Here is a 17,706-nt window from a genome sequence, read left to right as displayed (position 1 = left end):
GTGTGGCGCACGCCACACACCTTCACCAAAAGCACTACTCCACTCATCCAAGGAGCCAACAATGAAGTTAGGTCCCAAGGCGGCAGCGGCCGCCCTCGTACTGAGCGCCTCACTGGCCCTCACTGCCTGCGGTGGCGGCGGTTCCGCCACCGGCTCCGGGAACGGTGGCGCAGCCACCACGTCGCTCACCATCGCCGAACTCGGAGACCTGCCGTCATTCGACCCGGTAGACGCCCACATCGGCCACACCATGCCGTACTACCAGGCCGTATACGACACACTGCTGATCCGCGAAGCGGACGGCACCATCAGCCCCATGCTGGCTGCCGAGAAGTCCTGGAACGCGGACAACACCGTCCTGACGCTGAAGCTTCGCACCGACGCCAAGTTTACGGACGGAACGCCCGTGGACGCCGCCGCCGTCAAGGCCAACCTGGACCACTTCCAGCAGGCCAAGGGCCGCGACGTATACCAGGTGGCCTCCATGGCATCGGTTGCCGTGGTTGACCCCAGCACGGTTGCCATCACGCTCAGCACCCCGGACCCGGCCTTCGAGTACTACCTCACGCAGGCCGCAGGCTTCGTCGCCAGCCCCAAGGCCATCGGCACCCCCGGCATCAAGACCGACCCCGTGGGCAGCGGCCCCTACAAGCTGGACACTGCCAGCAGCGTCAAGGGCTCGCAGTACGTCTACACCAAGAACCCGGACTACTGGAACAAGGACCTGCAGAAGTTCGAAAAGGTCACCATCAAGTCACTCCCGGACATCACCGCCCGGACCAACGCCCTGGTCTCCGGCCAGATCGACGGCGCCCTCCTGGACCCGAAGACGGGCAAGCAGGCCGAGGGTGCAGGCCTGGTGCTTACCAAGAGTGAAGTGGACTGGCACGGCATCCTGCTTTACGACCGTGACGGCAAGATCAACCCGGAAATGGCCAACGTGAAGGTCCGCCAGGCCATCAACTACGCCTTTGACCGCAAGACCATCCTGGACCAGCAGTTCCTGGGCCAGGGCACCCCCACCAGCCAGGTCTTCGGCCCGGACAGCGGTGCGTTCGTGGCGGACCTGGACAACAGGTACTCCTACGATCCTGCCAAGGCCAAGCAGCTCCTGGCGGAAGCAGGCTACCCCGATGGCTTCACCCTGAAGATCCCCACCATGGCAGGCTTTGAGGCACTGAACGCCGTGTACTCCCAGCAGCTGTCCGATATCGGCATCAAGGTCCAGCTCGAGTCGGTCCCGCAGGCCAACTACGTGGGCGACATGGCTGCCGGCAAGTTCGCCGCCGCCACCTTCCAGCTCTACCAGGGCGAGCCGTGGGTGGCCATCAACCAGATGATCTCCACCTCGGCCCTGTACAACCCGTTCAAGTCCACCAACCCGGAGATCGCCGCTTTGGTGGAAGAGGTTCACGTGGGTGGTGAAAACAGCTCCGAACTGGCCAAGAAGGTGAACACCTACGTCACCGAGAACGCCTGGTTCGCGCCGCTGTTCCGGCTGAACCAGATGTACTACACCAGCAAGAAGATCACCGTGGAACCGCAGCTGCAGCAGGCTGTCCCGTCCATCTACAACTACGCTCCGGCGAAGTAGCAATCCGGTGTGGGGCCGGTCCGCCGGCCCCACACCGCCCTAAGACTTAATCACCACAACGGCCAACGCCCAACGGAGCGCATTATGGTTCAGTTCATCATCCGGAAGATTGCTGCGGGGCTTGTCGTCCTGTGTGCGATTTCCTTCCTGACCTACTTCCTGCTGTATTTCTCCAGCAGCAACATTGCCCGCAACATCCTGGGGGAGTACGCAAGCCAGGAGCAGGTGGCTCAGAAGGAAACGGAGCTGGGCCTGGACCAGCCGCTGCCCGTACGGTTCCTGGACTGGGCCGGACACTCCATCACCGGCGACTTCGGCCGCTCATGGTTCACCGGCGAACCCGTGGCCACCGCCATCGCCACCCGGCTTCCGATCACCCTTACCCTGGTGATCGCCGCCATCCTGCTCATCGCCGTCCTCGCCACAGTGCTGGGCATGGCCGCAGCCGTCAAGCGCGGCTGGATCGACAGGGTGGTCCAGACCGGTGCCATCGTCGGCGACGCCATTCCCGGGTTCGTCCTGGCCATCATCCTGGTCACGCTGTTCGCCATCCAGCTCAAGCTCTTTCCGGCCACGTCCAGCATCGCTCCGGACGCCGGAGCTTCAGCATGGGCCGCTTCCCTGACGCTTCCCGCCATCGCGCTGGTCATCAACGGCGTCACCGGCGGCGCCCAGCAGGTCCGTAGCGCCGTCATCAAGCAGCTCGAGCGGGACTACGTCCGCACGTTGCGCAGCCGTGGCATCCCGGAACGCGAAATCCTGTTCAAGCACGTCCTCCGGAGCGCCGCGCCCACCGGGCTGACAGTCCTCAGCCTGCAGTTCATCGGCATGCTGGGCGGCGTGGTGATCATCGAGCAGATCTTCGCCCTGCCCGGCATCGGCAACCTCGCCGTCCTGTCCACCACCATGGGCGACATCCCCCTGGTCATGGGCGTCGTCCTCTATACCGTCGTCATCGTCATCATCGTCAACCTGCTGGTGGACCTCATCAACGGCTGGCTGAACCCCAAGGTGCGTGTCTCATGAGCCAGCTTGTCGAGCTCACCGGCCAGACCGGCGTCGTTGTCCGGTCCCACGTCATCCACAAAGTCCTCCGCAACCCCATGGGCCTGATTGCGCTGGCCATCCTGGGGGTCCTCGTCACCATGGCTGTCCTCGCCGACGTCCTGGCACCCTTCGACGAAAACTTCGCGGATATCGCCTCCACCCTCGCCGCCCCGGACGCCAACCACCTGCTGGGCACTGACAGCGTCGGCCGCGACGTCTGGAGCCGCCTCGCCTTCGGCGCCCGCACCACGCTGCTCTCGGCACTGCTTTGCGCCGCCGTCGCCATCGGCATCGGCCTCCCCGCAGGCCTGGTGGCCGGCTACTACGGTGGAAAATTCGACGGCATCGCCGGCTGGTTCGTCAACATCCTCATGAGCCTGCCCGGCATCATCGTCCTGCTCACGGTGCGGGCCGCCTTCGGCCCCTCCGTGTGGATCTCGATGATTGCCTTCGGCATCCTCCTCAGCCCCGGCTATTTCCGGCTCACCCGGACTTCTGTCCAGTCGGTGCGCAACGAGCTGTACGTCGACGCCGCCCGCGTTGCCGGCCTCAGCGACCGCAGCATCATCAGCCGCCACATCTTCTCCGTGGTCCGCGCGCCCATCATCATCCAGACCGCCATGGTCTGCGGCGTTGCCATCAGCGTCCAGTCCGGCCTCGAATTCCTCGGCCTCGGCGACCCCACCGTTGCCACCTGGGGCGTCATGCTCAGCGAGGGCTTCAAGAACGTCTACCTGACCCCCACGCTCCTGCTCTGGCCGGCGGTGGCCATCGGCCTCGCGGTCGGTGCCCTGGTCCTGCTGGGCAACGCGGTCCGCGACGCGCTGGAGGACGGCGAGAAGATCAAGCAGCGGAAGCGCAAGGCCGCAGCTTCGGCTTCTGCCACGGAACGCACGACGCCGGCACCCGCCAAGGTGCGCCAGGCACGCGGCGCCGTGGCCGCCGTCGAAAGCGGCACCGAACATCACCTGGTGAAGGTCACCAACCTCGGCGTGGGCTACCCGCAGGCGGACGGTTCCATCAAGAAAGTGGTGGACGACGTCTCCTTCCACGTGGACCGCGGCGAGATCCTCGGCATCGTAGGCGAATCCGGTTCCGGCAAGTCCCAGACCGCCTTTTCCATCCTGGGACTGCTGCCCGGCACCGCCCGGATCGTGGCAGGCTCCATCCAGTTCGACGGCAATTACACCGTTGCCCCGGGCGAGGAAAAGGTCAGCCAGGAGCGGCTCACCAAACTGCGCGGCAAGCGGATTTCCTACATTCCGCAGGAGCCCATGTCCAACCTGGATCCCGCCTTCACCATCGGCTACCAGCTGGTGACGCCCATGGTGCGCGTGCTCGGCATCTCCAAGGCCGAGGCCACCAAGCGCGCCATGAAACTGCTCTCCGACGTCGGCATCGCCAACCCGGAGCGGACCTTCCAGGCCTACCCGCACGAAGTCTCCGGCGGCATGGCCCAGCGCGTGCTGATCGCCGGGGCCATCAGCTGCGAACCGGACCTGATCATCGCCGACGAACCCACCACCGCCCTCGACGTGACCGTCCAGGCAGACGTCCTGGACCTCATCCGGGACCTGCAGCGCCGCCTTAACGTGGGCGTCATCCGGGTAACGCACAACTTCGGCGTCGTCTCGGACCTCTGCGACCGCGTGGTGGTCATGCAAAACGGCCGCCTCGTGGAGGAAGGTCCCGTCCGGACCATCCTGCGCGAACCGAAAGACCCGTACACGCAGATGCTGCTGTCCTCCATGCTCGAAGGCAAGGAACCCATGACCATGCTCGTCTCCGCGCCCGCCAAGGAGGCCGTCAAATGACCAGCACCGATGCCGCGTTCAAGGATTTGCTCCGGGTGGAAAAACTCGCTGTGGAGTACCCCGGGAAGGGGTTCCGCGCCAAGCCGTTCCGTGCCCTGTCGGACATCAACATCAGCATCGGCCAGGGTGAGACCCTTGGCCTGGTGGGGGAGTCCGGCTCGGGCAAGACCACGCTGGGCCGTGCAGTCCTCGGCCTGGCGCCGGTCACAGGGGGGAAGGTCATCTTCGAGGGCAACGACATCAGCCAGGCCACCCGCAAGGAGCGGCGGAAACTCAGCCGGGACCTGCAGGTGGTCTTCCAGGACCCCTACACGTCCCTGAACCCCGCCCTGGAAATCGGCGACATCCTGGCCGAACCGCTCAGCGTGCAGGGCAAGTCACCGGCGGAGGCCAAGAAACGGGTCCGCGAACTCCTGGACCAGGTGGGGCTCCCCGCCGACGCCATCAGCCGCCTGCCCCGCGAGTTCAGCGGCGGCCAGCGCCAGCGCGTGGCCATCGCCCGCGCACTCGCCCTCTCACCCAAGCTGATCGTCTGCGACGAACCGGTCAGCGCCCTGGACCTGTCCACCCAGGCGGTGGTGCTGGACCTGTTCCTGCAGATCCAACGTGATACCGGTGTGTCCTACCTTTTCGTCTCGCATGACCTGGACGTGGTCCGGCACATCAGCCACCGCGTAGCCGTGATGTACCGCGGCGGGATCGTGGAGCAGGGCCCCGCCGACGTCGTGACCCGGAACCCCGAGCACCCCTACACCCAGCGGCTGCTGCTCGCGTCCCCGGTCCCGGACCCGGACCGCCAGGAACAGCGCCGAGCCGACAGGCACCGCCTGCTCGAACAGCAGCGGCAGCAGAACGAACAGGCAGCCGTCCTCGCCTGAGCGGGGATTCGGTTGCAGGCTAACGAGAAGAACAACGGAGGAATGACGTGGCCAAAATAGGCGTACAAGCCATGATGCTCAAGGACAGCTTCGCGGACATCGGAGCGTTCGAGACACTGCGCAAGGTCAGCGCAATCGGCTACAACGCGGTGGAGATCTCACAGATCCCCATGACGCCGGAGAACGTGGCCGAACTGGACCGGTCCCGCAGCGAACTCGGCATGGACATCGCGGCGCTGTCCGTCAATGTCGAAGGCCGGAAGGGCATGCACGTGGAGTCGCTGGCGGAGAACTTCGACAAGATCGTGGACGACGCCAAGCGCCTGGACACCTCGCTGCTGCGGATCGGCATGTTGCCCTTTCCCGCCATGAAGTCCATCGAGGCTGTGGTGGACTTTGCCAGGCAAGCGAACGGGTATGCGGAACGGCTCCAAGAGCACGGCATCAGCCTGTACTACCACAACCACCACATCGAGTTCGCGAAGTTTGACGGCAAGTACATGCTGGACATCATCGCGGACAACTCGCCGGCCATGGGCATGGAAATCGATGTCCACTGGGTCCAGCGCGGCGGCCTCGACCCGGTCCGCACGCTGGAAAAGTACGCCGGACGCACAGCCATGGTGCACTTGAAGGACTACCGGATCGGACAGATGCCGGAATCATCGTTCGGGCTGCTGGAGAAGGGTGATTTCCCCGGCTTCATGGCGGAATTCAAGAACGTGGTCCAGTTCGCCGAGGTGGGCGAGGGCAACCTGGACTTCCCCTCCATCGTTCCCGCCGCCGTCGAGGCCGGTGCCCAGTACCTGCTGGTGGAACAGGACGAGCTGTACGGCCGCACCGTGTGGGACGCCCTCCAGACCTCCTACGACAACCTGGCCGCCATGGGCCACGCGGACCTCTTCTAATTTTCGATCGAACAAACGGAGTACAACCACATGAGCAAGAAAGTACGCCTCGGCATCATCGGCCTGGGCCAGCAGGGCGGCGCCTACGCCAAGTTCATCACCGACGGACTGGTGCCGAACATGGAAATCGCGGCCATTTGCGACACGGACCCCGCCAAAAAGGAACTCGCCGCGTCAACCTACCCGGGCGTCCCCTTCCACGATGACTACATCGCCATGCTCGACAGCGGTGACGTGGACGCCGTCGTCACCTGCGTCCCGCACTACCTCCACCCCGAAATGGGCATCGCAGCGCTGCAGCGCAACATCCACGCCCTGGTGGAAAAGCCCGCCGGCGTTTACACCAAGCAGGTCAAGGAACTGAACGAATTCGCGGCGTCCAAGCCGGAACTCTCCTTCGCCATCATGTTCAACCAGCGCAACAACCCGCTGTACCGCAAGATCAAGGAGATCGTGGACAACGGCGAGATCGGTGCCATCCGCCGGACCAACTGGATCATCACCACCTGGTGGCGTCCGCAGGGCTACTACAACTCCAGCGCCTGGCGGGCCACCTGGGGCGGCGAGGGCGGCGGCGTCCTGGTCAACCAGGCTCCCCACCAGCTGGACCTGTGGCAGTGGATCTGCGGTGTGCCCAAGTCCGTTTACGCCAAGGTGGCCTACGGCTTCCGCCGGGACATCGCCGTCGAGGACGAGGTCACCGCGGTGGTTGACTACGGCGACGGCGCCACCGGCGTGTTCGTCACCGCCACGCACGACCTCACCGGCACCGACCGCTTCGAGATCCTGGGCGACCAGGGCAAGATCGTGGTCGAAGGCTCCAAGACCGCCACTGTCACGCGCCTGGACAAGCCCGAGCGTGAACTCAGCGACGGCATGGGCATGGATGATGTCCGCAAGCTCTTCATGGGCCAGCTGAAGCCCGAGGAGTATTACACCACCGAGGTTATCGAGTTCGAATCCGTCTGGGGCGGCCAGCACGCCGGCGTCCTGGAAAACTTCGCCGCCAACATCCTGGACGGCACGCCGCTGCTTGCCCCTGGTTCGGACGGCATCAACGGTGTCCGCCTTGCCAACGCCATCCACCTCTCCAGCTGGACCGGCACCGAAGTGGGCCTGGACTTCGACGAGGACGTGTTCCTTGCCGAGCTGAACAAGCGGATCGCCGCCGAAGGCCAGTTCCCCGAGCGGAGCTGACCGGCCTGGATGGCCAGTGGTTGCACCCTGCAACAGCAGGGCAACCGCTGGCCATTTCCGGTCCTTCCCTCGTTAGGATGGGGCAGTGAGCGAATCCAGGACGCAGGACCTTTCCGATTCATCCGCCGAAGCCCGGAAACCGGTCCGCAGCGGAAAATCGAGCGCCACCATCTACGACATTGCCAAGCTGGCGGGCGTGAACCCCTCCACGGTTTCCCGTGCCCTCAGCAAGCCTGGCCGGGTCAGCGCCAAGACCCAGAAGCTGATCGAGGACGCCGCAGCCCAGCTCGAGTACCGGGTCAACCCCTTCGCCCGCGCCCTGCCCACCGGCCGCACCAACACCTTGGCCCTCATCGTCGCCGACATCACCAACCCCACGTTCTTCGGCATCATCCGCGGCGCTGAATCCACGGCCACTGCCCGCGACTACACTCTGATGCTCGCCGAGTCGGCCGAATCCGCGGACACCGAACTGACGGCGGCGCGCCGCATGCTGACCACGGTGGACGGTCTCATCCTGGCCAGCCCCCGCATGGACGATGCCCGCATCCGCGAACTGGCCCGGAAGAAGCCCGTGGTGGTGATCAACCGCCAGGTGGACGGCGTCCCTTCGGTGGTTCCGGATGTGAACAAGGGCATTGGCGAAGCCGTGCGGAACCTTGCCGCCAACGGCCACCGGAAGGTTGCCTACGTGGCCGGGCCGCCGCAGTCCTGGATGACCACCCGCCGCTGGGAAGGCGTTAAGGCTGCGTGCGAGTGGTCCCACCTGGAGTGCGTCCAGCTTCCTTCCTCCAAGCCAACGGTCGACGGCGGCAGGCAGGTTGCGCGCGACGTCGTCGCCAGCGGTGCCACGGCAGTGATGACGTACAACGACCTCCTGGCCATTGGCCTGATGCAGGAGCTGCAGGCCGCGGGCGTGCAGGTTCCGGACCGGATCAGCATTGTGGGCTTTGACGATATTTTCGGTGCGGACTTCACCACTCCGGCGCTGACCACCATCAGGTCGCCGATGACGGCCTGCGGCACCGAGGCGGCAACCTTGCTGCTGGAGGTGCTGCACGGCGCGGAGGAAGTGTCCCCGGCGCTGCAGGTGGAAACCGAGCTGGTGCTGCGTGGTTCCAGCGGCAGGCTCCTGGCATCGGGCCACCCCGCCTGAGATCCTGCGCCACCTAAATGGCAATTTTTGGCAACCGGTTGACAAACGCCGGTTGCCAAAACGATCATTGATCTATGTCACAGTCCATTGCTTCCCACCCCGACCGGCTCCTGCCCGCTGACCCCGGAACGCGGAGCATCGCCCGCGGCCTGCTGGAACGCGTCCAGGACCTGCCCATCATTTCCCCCCACGGCCACGTTGACGCCGCCGTCATCGAACACAACACCGCCTTTCCTGACCCTGCAGCGCTGCTGGTCAGCCCGGACCACTACGTCACGCGCCTGATCCACGCCAGCGGTGTTGACCAGGACCTGTTGCGGCCCCAGTCGGGTGCCCAGGGCGACCCCAGTGCGGTTCCGGATGCCCGCACCGTATGGCGCGAGTTCTGCAAGGCCTGGCCACTGTTCGAGGGCACTGCCTCCGGCTACTGGCTGCGTACGCAGTTCCAGAGCGTCTTCGGCCTCCAGGAAGAACCGGACGCCGGTGACCCGGATTCCAGCTACGACGCCATCTCCGCCCGCCTCCAGGAACCCGGCTTCCGGCCCCGCGAGCTTTTCAAGGACTTCAACATCGAGGTGCTCGCCACCACCGATGACCCGCTGGACACCCTGTCCAGCCACCAGGCCATCGCCGCGGATCCGTCCTTCCACGGCCGGGTCCTGCCCACGTTCCGCCCGGACCAGTACCTAAACATCGCGCACCCGCAGTGGCAGGACAACGTGGAGCGCCTCATCGCCGCAGCGGGCGACGGCGGCACAGGCTACGGCGCATACATCACCGCCCTCGAGAACCGCCGCCGCTACTTCGTGGACAACGGCGCCGTCTCCGCGGACCACGGCGTCCGCACGCCGCGCACCCTCAAGCTCAGCGATTCCGAAGCGTCCCGCCTGTTCGACGTTGCCCGCTCCGGCAACGCCACGGCGCAGGACCGCGAAGACTTCGAAGCGCACATGATGTACCAGATGGCCCGGATGTCCGTGGAGGACGGCCTGGTGATGACCATCCACCCCGGCTCCTTCCGCAACCACCACGATCCAACGTTCGGGAAATTTGGCGCGGACAGCGGCCATGACATCCCCTTCGCCATCGACTACACCGAGGCGGTCCGGCCGCTGCTGCAGGATTTCGGCACTGCCAAGGACTTCCACCTGGTGCTGTTCACCATGGACGAGACGGTCTTCTCCCGGGAACTGGCGCCCCTGGCCGGGTTCTATCCGTCAGTGTTCCTGGGCGCACCGTGGTGGTTCCTCGATGCCCCGGACGCCATGCTCCGCTTCCGCTCCGCCGTCACCGAGACGGCCGGGTTCTCCCGCTCGTCCGGTTTCATCGATGACACGCGCGCCTTCTGCTCCATTCCCGCCCGGCATGACGCCTCGCGCCGGATCGAGGCCTCCTTCCTGGCCCGCCTGGTGGCCGAGCATCGGGTCACTGAGGAGCGCGCCCACGAGCTCATCGTCGACATCGTTGACGTCTCCCCACGAAGGGTCTTCAAGCTGTGACTATCGAAAAGACTGCCGCCGGACCGTCCGACGCCGGCGCTACCCATCGCGGGGCCGCGGCACCTGCCGTCCCGCAGCTCAGCCGGGCCTTGCGGCCCGCGCCCAAGGCACCTGTCCGGATCGTCCACCTGGGGCTTGGCGCCTTCCACCGTTCGCACCAGGCCTGGTACACGCAGCACGCCGGGGATGCCGCCGAGTGGGGGATCGCAGCGTTCACCGGACGCCGCCCGGACGCGGCGGAGGCCCTGTCACAGCAGGATGGCCTGTACACGGTGGTCGAGCGGGGGGACTCCGGTGACACCTTCGAGGTCGTTGGCAGCATCGTCGAAGCGGTGAACGGGGCCGACGCCGGCCGCCTCGCCGCGCTGATCGCCGCCGCCGGCACCGCCGTCGTCACGCTGACCATCACCGAGGCCGCCTATGGACTCGGTGCCGACGGCCAGCTGGACCGGAAAGCCCCGGGCGTCGCCGCAGACCTCCAGGAACTCGCAGCCGGGCCCGCCGGCCGGCCGGCCACTCCGGTGGGCCGCCTGGTCCGGGCACTCGCCGCCCGCAAGGCTGCCGGCGCCGGACCGCTCGCCGTCGTCTGCTGCGACAACCTCTCCAACAACGGCACCGTGGCCCGCACCGCGGTAGTGGGCATGGCGGAGGCCTGGGATCCGGAGCTGGCTGCCTGGATAGCTGAGAACACCAGCTTCGTCAGCACTTCAGTGGACCGCATCACGCCGCGGACCACGGATGCCGACGTCGAGTCCGTCAAGGCCGCATGCGGCTACTTCGATAACTCACCGGTGGTGGCCGAGCCGTTCCGCAACTGGGTGCTCAGCGGTGACTTTCCGGCCGGACGCCCGCGCTGGGAGGACGCCGGGGCCGTCTTCGTCGACGAGATCGAACCGTACGAGAACCGCAAGCTCTGGCTGCTCAATGGCGCCCACTCGCTGCTGGCCTACGCCGGCCAGCTCCGCGGGCACGCAACCGTTGCCGAAGCCCTGGCAGACCCGGTGTGCCTGGCCGCCGTCGAACGTTTCTGGAACGAAGCGGAGGCCAACCTCACGGGCGCGGCAGCCCACGGTGCAGATCTCCAAATTCCGGCCTACCGGGAGCAGCTCCTGGCGCGGTTTCGCAATGCGCGGATTGCGCATCACCTCACCCAGATCGCCATGGACGGCAGCACCAAGCTGCGGATGCGTGCCGTTCCCGTCCTGACGGCAGAGCGCGACGGCGGGAGGTCCGGTGAGGGCGCGGCCGCCATGATCGCGGCGTGGGTTGCGTTCTGCATCGACGCAACAGAAGGCGGCCGGACTGTCCAGGACCCGCTGTCAGATGACATTGCGGCTGCCTGCGCGCTGGCCGGAGCAGACCGGGTGCGTGCCCTGTTGGCCCTGCTGAGCGTCCCGCTCTCACGGGATGGCGCCGTAGTGGAACTGGTAGCCGGACTCGCAGGAAGCTTCGCCCGCCAAGGGGCATAGGTCGCCCTCGGCCTGCCCGTCGGTCCGACGGCCGCGCCCACCTGCCTTAGGGAACTGCCCGGACGCACCGCGCGTCCGGGCAGTTTTGCGTGCGCTGGCCCGCGTCATTTCCGCGATGCGAAATGGATCAGGAAACCCGTAGCGCGCAGCAAATTCTGCAGGGCAAAAACCAGATGGCAACCGCTTGCCATTTGCTTGCCAAGTGACTAGGATTACAACCAGACTTATTCAATGTGCTGCCTCGCGGCAGTGGGTAAAGGAGCCCCTCGTGAAGAAGCTGAACCGGCTCAGCATCGTCGGCTATGGCGCCGGCGATGCCGCCAACAACCTGGCATTCACCACTGCCACCATGTTCCTGCTGGTCTACTACACGGATGTTGCCGGGATTTCGGCGGCAGCCGCAGGAACGCTGCTGCTGGCCGTCAGGATCTTCGATGCCTTCGCGGACGTCTTCGCCGGACGGATCGTGGACAGGACCTTCAGCAAGCGGTTCGGCAAGTTCCGCCCGTTCATTATGTTCGGTTCCATCCCGCTGCTCCTGCTCAGCGTTGCCACGTTCTCCGTGCCGCAGATCGGCGAAACCGGCACCCTCCTCTACGCCTACGTCACCTACGCCGCCCTGGGCCTGGCCTACAGCCTGGTGAACATCCCCTACGGCTCGTTGGCCGGCGCCATGACGCAGGATCCGGGGGAGCGGGCCAAGCTCGGTTCCGCCCGCATGATCGGCGCGGCGCTGGTGGGCTCGTCCCTGGGTATCTTCGTCGCCCCGCTGATCAAGCCCGGCGCCAACCTGCAGGCAACTTTCACCGGCATCACCCTCGCTTTCGTGGTGATAGGTGCCGCGCTGTACTTCTTCACCGTCTTCACGGCCAAGGAGCGCGTCCACCGTTCGGTCCCCAACGTATCCCTCAAGCAGAGCGTGGACACCCTCAAAAGCAACAAACCGCTACTGATGCTGTGCCTGAGCTCCTTCCTGTTCCTCACCGGTTACCTGGCCCTGACCTCGGTCCAGCTGTACTACCTGCGCGACGTGCTGGGCCGGCTGGACCTGTACCCGGTCCTCTCCATCGTGCAGCTGGTCCTCACCTTCGTGCTGGCGGCCATCATGCCGCGGCTGGTCCGCACCATCGGCAAGAAGAACGTCTACATCTACGCCTCGGTTGTCACGATCGTTGGCGGCATCATCATCTTCCTCGCCCCGGCCAGCCAGACCTGGATCGGCTTCGGCGGCCTCGTTGTCAGCCTGGTAGGCGTCATGGCCGTCAACATCGTGGTGTGGGCCCTTGAAGCGGACACCGTGGAGTACGGCGAATGGAAGACCGGTGTCCGCACCGAGGGCATCACCTACGCGCTCTTCTCCTTCACCCGCAAGACCGGGCAGGCGGTGGGCGGCGCCCTCGCGGCCTACGCTTTGGCCCTGGGCGGCTATAAATCCGGGGCTGCCCAGACCGCCGAGGCCGCGTTCGGAATCCAGGTTGCAGCGGGCGCAATCCCGGCCGTCCTCACCCTCCTGGCCGTGCTGGTGATGTCCCGCTACAAGCTCACCGACGACATGCATGCAGGCATTCTTCGGGACATCAAGGCCCGCCGCGCGGAGCCAGAAGGCACATCGGATGCCGGCTCCGTCCAGCAGGCTGCAGCCCCCGCCGCAGCGGCGCCCGCAGCGCACAGAAGCTAGCCCCGCCGCACCGGCACCAGCCCCATCAGTACCAGTTCGCCAAACCCGGCCCACCAACCCAGGGCCACCAGACCAGCCCGCAGGCCAGCCCCGCTCGAAAGGACCAGCTGTGAAAATCATTGCCGCCGAAGTGTTCGTCACCAGCCCGTCGCGTAACTTCGTGACCCTCCGGATCACCACCGAGGACGGTGTGACAGGCATTGGTGACGCCACCCTGAACGGCCGTGAACTCGCCGTCGCCGCGTACCTGAAAGAGCACGTGGCCCAGTTGCTGATCGGCAAGGACCCGCACCGGATCGAAGACACCTGGCAGTTCCTGTACAGGTCCTCCTACTGGCGTCGGGGCCCCGTGACCATGGCGGCCATCGCCGCCGTGGACATGGCGCTGTGGGACATCAAGGGCAAGGTGGCCGGCATGCCGGTCTACCAGCTCCTGGGTGGTGCGTCGCGCAACGGGCTGCGTGCCTACGGCCACGCCTCTGGCGCGGACATTCCATCCCTGTTTGACTCCGTGCGCGAGCACCTGGAGTTGGGTTACAAGTCCATCCGGATCCAGACCGCCGTCCCGGGCATCAAGGCCGTGTACGGTGTCGCCGCCCAGGCGCAGGCCTCCGGCGAACGCTACGACTACGAGCCCGCCGGCCGCGGCGCGTTCCCCGTGGAGGAGGACTGGGACACCCGCGCGTACCTGCGCCACCTGCCCAGTGTGTTCGAGGCCGTCCGGAACGAGTTTGGCCCGGAAATCCCGCTGCTGCATGACGGCCACCACCGGATGACGCCCATCCAGGCCGCGAAGCTTGGTAAGGCCCTGGAACCGTACGATCTGTTCTGGCTCGAGGACTGCACCCCTGCCGAGAACCAGGAAGCCCTGCGCCTGGTTCGCCAGCACACCACCACGCCGCTGGCCATCGGTGAAATCTTCAACACCGTGTACGACTACCAGACCATCATCAAGGAACAGCTGATCGACTACGTCCGCGCAGCCTCCACCCACTTCGGCGGTATCTCCCCGCTGAAGAAGGTGATGGACTTCGCCGCCCAGTACCAGATCAAGTCCGGCTTCCACGGCCCCACCGATATCTCCCCGGTGGGCTTCGCCGCCCAGCTGCACGTGGGCCTGGCCATCCACAACTACGGCATCCAGGAGTACATGCAGCACTCGGACAAGACCAACGAGGTCTTCCACCAGTCCATGACCTTCAAGGACGGCTACCTGCACCCGGGCGACGAGCCGGGCATCGGCGTCGAGTTCAACGAGGAAGCCGCCGCGGCATTCCCCTACCAGCAGGCCTACCTGCCGTACAACCGCCTGGTTGACGGCACCGTGCATGACTGGTGAACGCGGGCATGACTGGTGAGGCAGCAGCAATGACTAAGCATCGCATTATCGTCATGGGTGTTTCCGGTTGCGGAAAGACCACCATCGGCGACCTCGTGGCCCGCGAGCTGGGCGTCCCGTTCCTCGACGGCGACTCGCTCCACCCCGTGGAGAACGTCGCCAAGATGGCCGCGGGAACCCCGCTCACGGACGACGACCGCTGGCCCTGGCTGGCCACGGTGGGTTCGGAGCTGGCCAAGGCCGGCGACGGGGGACTGGTCCTGGCCTGCTCCGCACTGCGCCGCAGCTACCGCGACGCCATCCGAGAGCAGGCGCCGGACACGGTGTTCCTGCACCTGCACGGCAGCAAGGATGTCCTCGCCCGCCGGCTCGAAGGCCGTTCCGGGCACTTCATGCCCACCACGCTGCTGGACTCCCAGCTCGCCACGCTGGAACCGCTGGAAGCGGACGAAGCCGGCTTCGTCGTCGACATCTCAGCACCCGTTGACGAAGTGGTGGCATCGGCACTCGCCAACATTGCCGCCGTCGTACGTCCTTCCTCCGGTAGCGCAGGCACGCGGCCGCGGCAGTTCGACGTCGACCTGGCGGCCGCGCCGTTCAATCTCGACGGCGACGCGGTGGCCTGGGTGGAAGAAACCATCAGCTCGATGACGCTCGAGGAAAAGATCGGGCAGCTTTTCATCAATCACAACAACGGCTACGCGCCCGAGTACCTCGACGGTGTGCTGGAGAACTACCACGTGGGCGGCATGCGATACCGCCCGGGGCCATCCGCCGCCGTGCAGGAGCACATCCGGTACGCGCAGTCGAAGTCCCGCGTGCCGCTGCTGATCGCCTCCAACCCGGAAATGGGCGGGGCAGGAAGTTGCGACGATGGCACGTTCGTTTCCACGCACCTCCAGGCTGGCTCCCACCCGGACAAGAACATTGCGCGCCAGATGGGCCAGGTGGCCGGCGTCGAGACTGCGGCCCTGGGCTGCAACTGGGCGTTCGCGCCGATCGTGGACATCCATTACAACTGGCGGAACACGGTCATCTCCACGCGCTCGTTCGGCAACACCCCGGAGATCGTGGTGGAGCGGGCGAAGGAGTACTTCGACGGGATCAGCGAATCGCCCACCGTCTGCGCCATGAAACACTTCCCGGGCGACGGCGTGGACGAACGCGACCAGCACGTGGTCACGTCCTACAACACGTTCTCCTACGAGGAGTGGGACCGGACATACGGGCACGTGTACCGCGAGATGATCGGGCACGGCGTGCAGTCCATCATGGTGGGCCACATTGGAGCGCCGGAGGTGTCGCGGCACTTCCGTCCGGGGCTGTCCGATGCCGAAATCCTGCCCGCGACGCTTGCGCCGGAACTGCTGCAGGACCTGTTGCGCGGCGAACTCGGCTTCAACGGGCTTGTCCTCACCGATGCCTCGCTGATGGTGGGCCTCACCCAGGCGCAGAAGCGCAAGGACCTGGTGCCGGCAACCATCGCGGCCGGCTGCGACATGTTCCTGTTCTTCCGGAACCCTGCGGAGGACTTCCAGTTCATGCTGGACGGCTACAAGTCCGGCGTGATCACGGAGCAGCGGCTGCAGGACGCGCTGCGGCGGATCCTTGGGCTGAAGGCCTCGCTGGGGCTGCACCGCAAATCCTTGGAGGAGCTGGTGCCGCCGGCTTCGGCACTCTCGGTCATAGGTTCTGACACGCACCGTGCCATCGCCGCCGAGGTGGCCGACAAGACCGTCACGCTGGTCAAGGACACCGCCGGGAACCTGCCCATCACGCCCGAAACGCATCCCCGGATCCGGCTCTACGGCATCTCCGGCGGGGCCGATTTCACCCGGGCCGATCCGCTGGCGTACCTGGAAACGGTCAAGGAGGAGCTGGTCGCCGCCGGCTTCGAGGTGGACCTGTTCCGGACTGCCGAGCAGCGCGAGGCCACGGGGGAGACCGGGGTGAACTTTATGTCCGTCCTGGCTGAAGAGGCCACCGCCGACTACGCGGACCGGTATGACGCTGCCTTCGTGTTCGCCAACGTCAAGGGCTTCGCGCAGGAGGCAGCTATCAGGATCAAATGGTCCTCACCGATGGCGGCCGAAATTCCGTGGTACGCCACGGAGGTCCCCACGGTGTTCGTCTCGTTGAACCAGCCGAACCACCTCATTGACGTGCCGATGGTGAAGACCGCCATCCATGCGCACGCCGGCTCGCGTGAGGCCATCAGGGCTGCCGTGGCGAAGATCCAGGGCAAATCCGAATTCCAAGGCACGTTCAACGACAACGTGTTCTGCGATTCCTTCGACACCCGGCTGTAACAGCCGCCGGGCTCAGAGCGCCGGGCGCGGGGAGACCCCCTGCGTCCGGTGCTTTGTTTTGTGTCCGCTGGGCAGCCAGGTGGGCCCCGCGGCGGGCTATGTTCAGGCCGACAAATTGGGGGCTGCGGTGAATCCAGAAACGCAGAAGGCCCCCGTTCCTCGAGAGGAACGGGGGCCTTCTAAGTGGCGGTGACGGTGGGATTTGAACCCACGTTGGCTTTTACACCAAACAACATTTCGAGTGTTGCACCTTCGGCCGCTCGGACACGTCACCAACCTCAATAGGGTACCGGAGCAAGGCTCACATCCCCAAAACGACGCCTTGGCGAACGCTCGGAGAAGGGCCGTCGACGGTCTAACGGGTTCACTGTGAATGTCAGACCCTCGCGCGATGATGCCTTTATGGGAAACGCAGTGGTTGGGGCAGCGGCGATGGAGGGTCTTCGGGTCTCTATCGCCGGCCTCGACGCGCTCTTCCTGAGGGACGCGCAGGTGGATTGCGCTCAAGATCCTGACGCCGAAGGCGAAGCTTCAGTGGTTGATGTGTTGGAGCGGAAGTCTGAGCTTCGGCTGCAGCGGCTGGCGTTCTGGAAGCAGTTGGAAGCCGAGATCGCGGCGGGCAAGGCACGGGATACCGCGGAGTTCGCGGAATTCCAGGAGGCGATGACGCCGCCGGATGCCACAGGGTCGGAGCGGGCGTTCGTTGAGATGTCCACGACGGCGGAGCTCGCCGGAGTCCTGACGCTTAGCCCGGGCGCKGCGGCAGCATTCATCAGCCAGTCCCGGAAAATCTGTGCGATGCCGGCGGTCGCGGCTGC

Annotated in this window: 12 protein-coding genes, 1 tRNA gene and 1 pseudogene; 13 read left to right on the top strand and 1 reads right to left on the bottom strand. The window is 65.7% G+C overall.

The annotated features are described in order from the left end of the window. The first annotated feature begins 61 nt into the window (after nucleotides 1–61). The 12 genes from AC1DBN_RS10125 (at nucleotide 62) to AC1DBN_RS10070 (ending at nucleotide 16,888) form a co-directional block, all read left to right on the top strand. Nucleotides 62–1,594: an ABC transporter substrate-binding protein gene (locus AC1DBN_RS10125; RefSeq protein ID WP_314215968.1), complete on the top strand. Its 1,533-nt coding sequence runs from the start codon at nucleotides 62–64 to the stop codon at nucleotides 1,592–1,594. Nucleotides 1,595–1,678: 84 nt separating this feature from the next. After that, entirely contained in the window at nucleotides 1,679–2,620 is a 942-nt protein-coding gene (locus tag AC1DBN_RS10120) for an ABC transporter permease (RefSeq protein ID WP_091718164.1), read from the top strand. Next, nucleotides 2,617–4,455, top strand: coding sequence for a dipeptide/oligopeptide/nickel ABC transporter permease/ATP-binding protein (locus AC1DBN_RS10115; protein ID WP_477723112.1), 1,839 nt, complete (start codon nucleotides 2,617–2,619; stop codon nucleotides 4,453–4,455). Before AC1DBN_RS10120 ends, AC1DBN_RS10115 begins: the two co-directional genes overlap by 4 nt. After that, nucleotides 4,452–5,333 carry an ATP-binding cassette domain-containing protein gene (locus AC1DBN_RS10110; RefSeq protein ID WP_091718167.1) on the top strand — a complete coding sequence of 294 codons (882 nt, stop codon included), beginning with the start codon at nucleotides 4,452–4,454 and terminating at the stop codon, nucleotides 5,331–5,333. Before AC1DBN_RS10115 ends, AC1DBN_RS10110 begins: the two co-directional genes overlap by 4 nt. Nucleotides 5,334–5,380: 47 nt before the next feature. Continuing rightward, nucleotides 5,381–6,241: a sugar phosphate isomerase/epimerase family protein gene (locus AC1DBN_RS10105; protein ID WP_477723111.1), complete on the top strand. Its 861-nt coding sequence runs from the start codon at nucleotides 5,381–5,383 to the stop codon at nucleotides 6,239–6,241. Nucleotides 6,242–6,271: 30 nt separating this feature from the next. Then, nucleotides 6,272–7,438 carry a Gfo/Idh/MocA family protein gene (locus tag AC1DBN_RS10100; RefSeq protein WP_261620881.1) on the top strand — a complete coding sequence of 389 codons (1,167 nt, stop codon included), beginning with the start codon at nucleotides 6,272–6,274 and terminating at the stop codon, nucleotides 7,436–7,438. Between the two features lie 85 nt (nucleotides 7,439–7,523). Next, on the top strand, nucleotides 7,524–8,594 hold the full coding sequence (locus AC1DBN_RS10095; RefSeq protein WP_477723110.1) for a LacI family DNA-binding transcriptional regulator: 1,071 nt from the start codon (nucleotides 7,524–7,526) through the stop codon (nucleotides 8,592–8,594). Between the two features lie 74 nt (nucleotides 8,595–8,668). Then, a complete protein-coding gene (gene uxaC / locus AC1DBN_RS10090) occupies nucleotides 8,669–10,093 on the top strand; it encodes a glucuronate isomerase (RefSeq protein WP_477723109.1) in 1,425 nt (474 codons plus the stop codon). A gap of 89 nt (nucleotides 10,094–10,182) precedes the next feature. Next, complete coding sequence (locus AC1DBN_RS10085) at nucleotides 10,183–11,562, top strand: mannitol dehydrogenase family protein (protein WP_477723197.1); 1,380 nt, start codon at nucleotides 10,183–10,185, stop codon at nucleotides 11,560–11,562. 268 nt (nucleotides 11,563–11,830) lie between these two features. Next, nucleotides 11,831–13,240 (top strand): glucuronide transporter, encoded by a 1,410-nt coding sequence (gene uidB / locus AC1DBN_RS10080; RefSeq protein ID WP_091718177.1) that lies wholly within the window; start codon nucleotides 11,831–11,833, stop codon nucleotides 13,238–13,240. A gap of 109 nt (nucleotides 13,241–13,349) precedes the next feature. Further along, nucleotides 13,350–14,579: a D-mannonate dehydratase ManD gene (manD, locus tag AC1DBN_RS10075; RefSeq protein WP_056076642.1), complete on the top strand. Its 1,230-nt coding sequence runs from the start codon at nucleotides 13,350–13,352 to the stop codon at nucleotides 14,577–14,579. Nucleotides 14,580–14,608: 29 nt separating this feature from the next. Then, nucleotides 14,609–16,888, top strand: coding sequence for a gluconokinase, GntK/IdnK-type (locus AC1DBN_RS10070; protein ID WP_477723108.1), 2,280 nt, complete (start codon nucleotides 14,609–14,611; stop codon nucleotides 16,886–16,888). Between the two features lie 184 nt (nucleotides 16,889–17,072). Here AC1DBN_RS10070 and AC1DBN_RS10065 read toward each other — a convergent pair. Then, a tRNA-Ser gene (locus tag AC1DBN_RS10065) sits at nucleotides 17,073–17,162 on the bottom strand. Between the two features lie 128 nt (nucleotides 17,163–17,290). On the opposite strand from AC1DBN_RS10065, the pseudogene AC1DBN_RS10060 reads away from it, so the two are divergent. Then, nucleotides 17,291–17,706, top strand: a pseudogene (locus AC1DBN_RS10060) (HNH endonuclease signature motif containing protein); the annotation flags it as partial.

This window comes from Pseudarthrobacter sp. 10T415, from assembly GCF_056394175.1.
The sequence above is the reverse complement of the archived record's forward strand: the minus strand, read 5'-3'. Positions and strand labels throughout refer to the sequence as shown.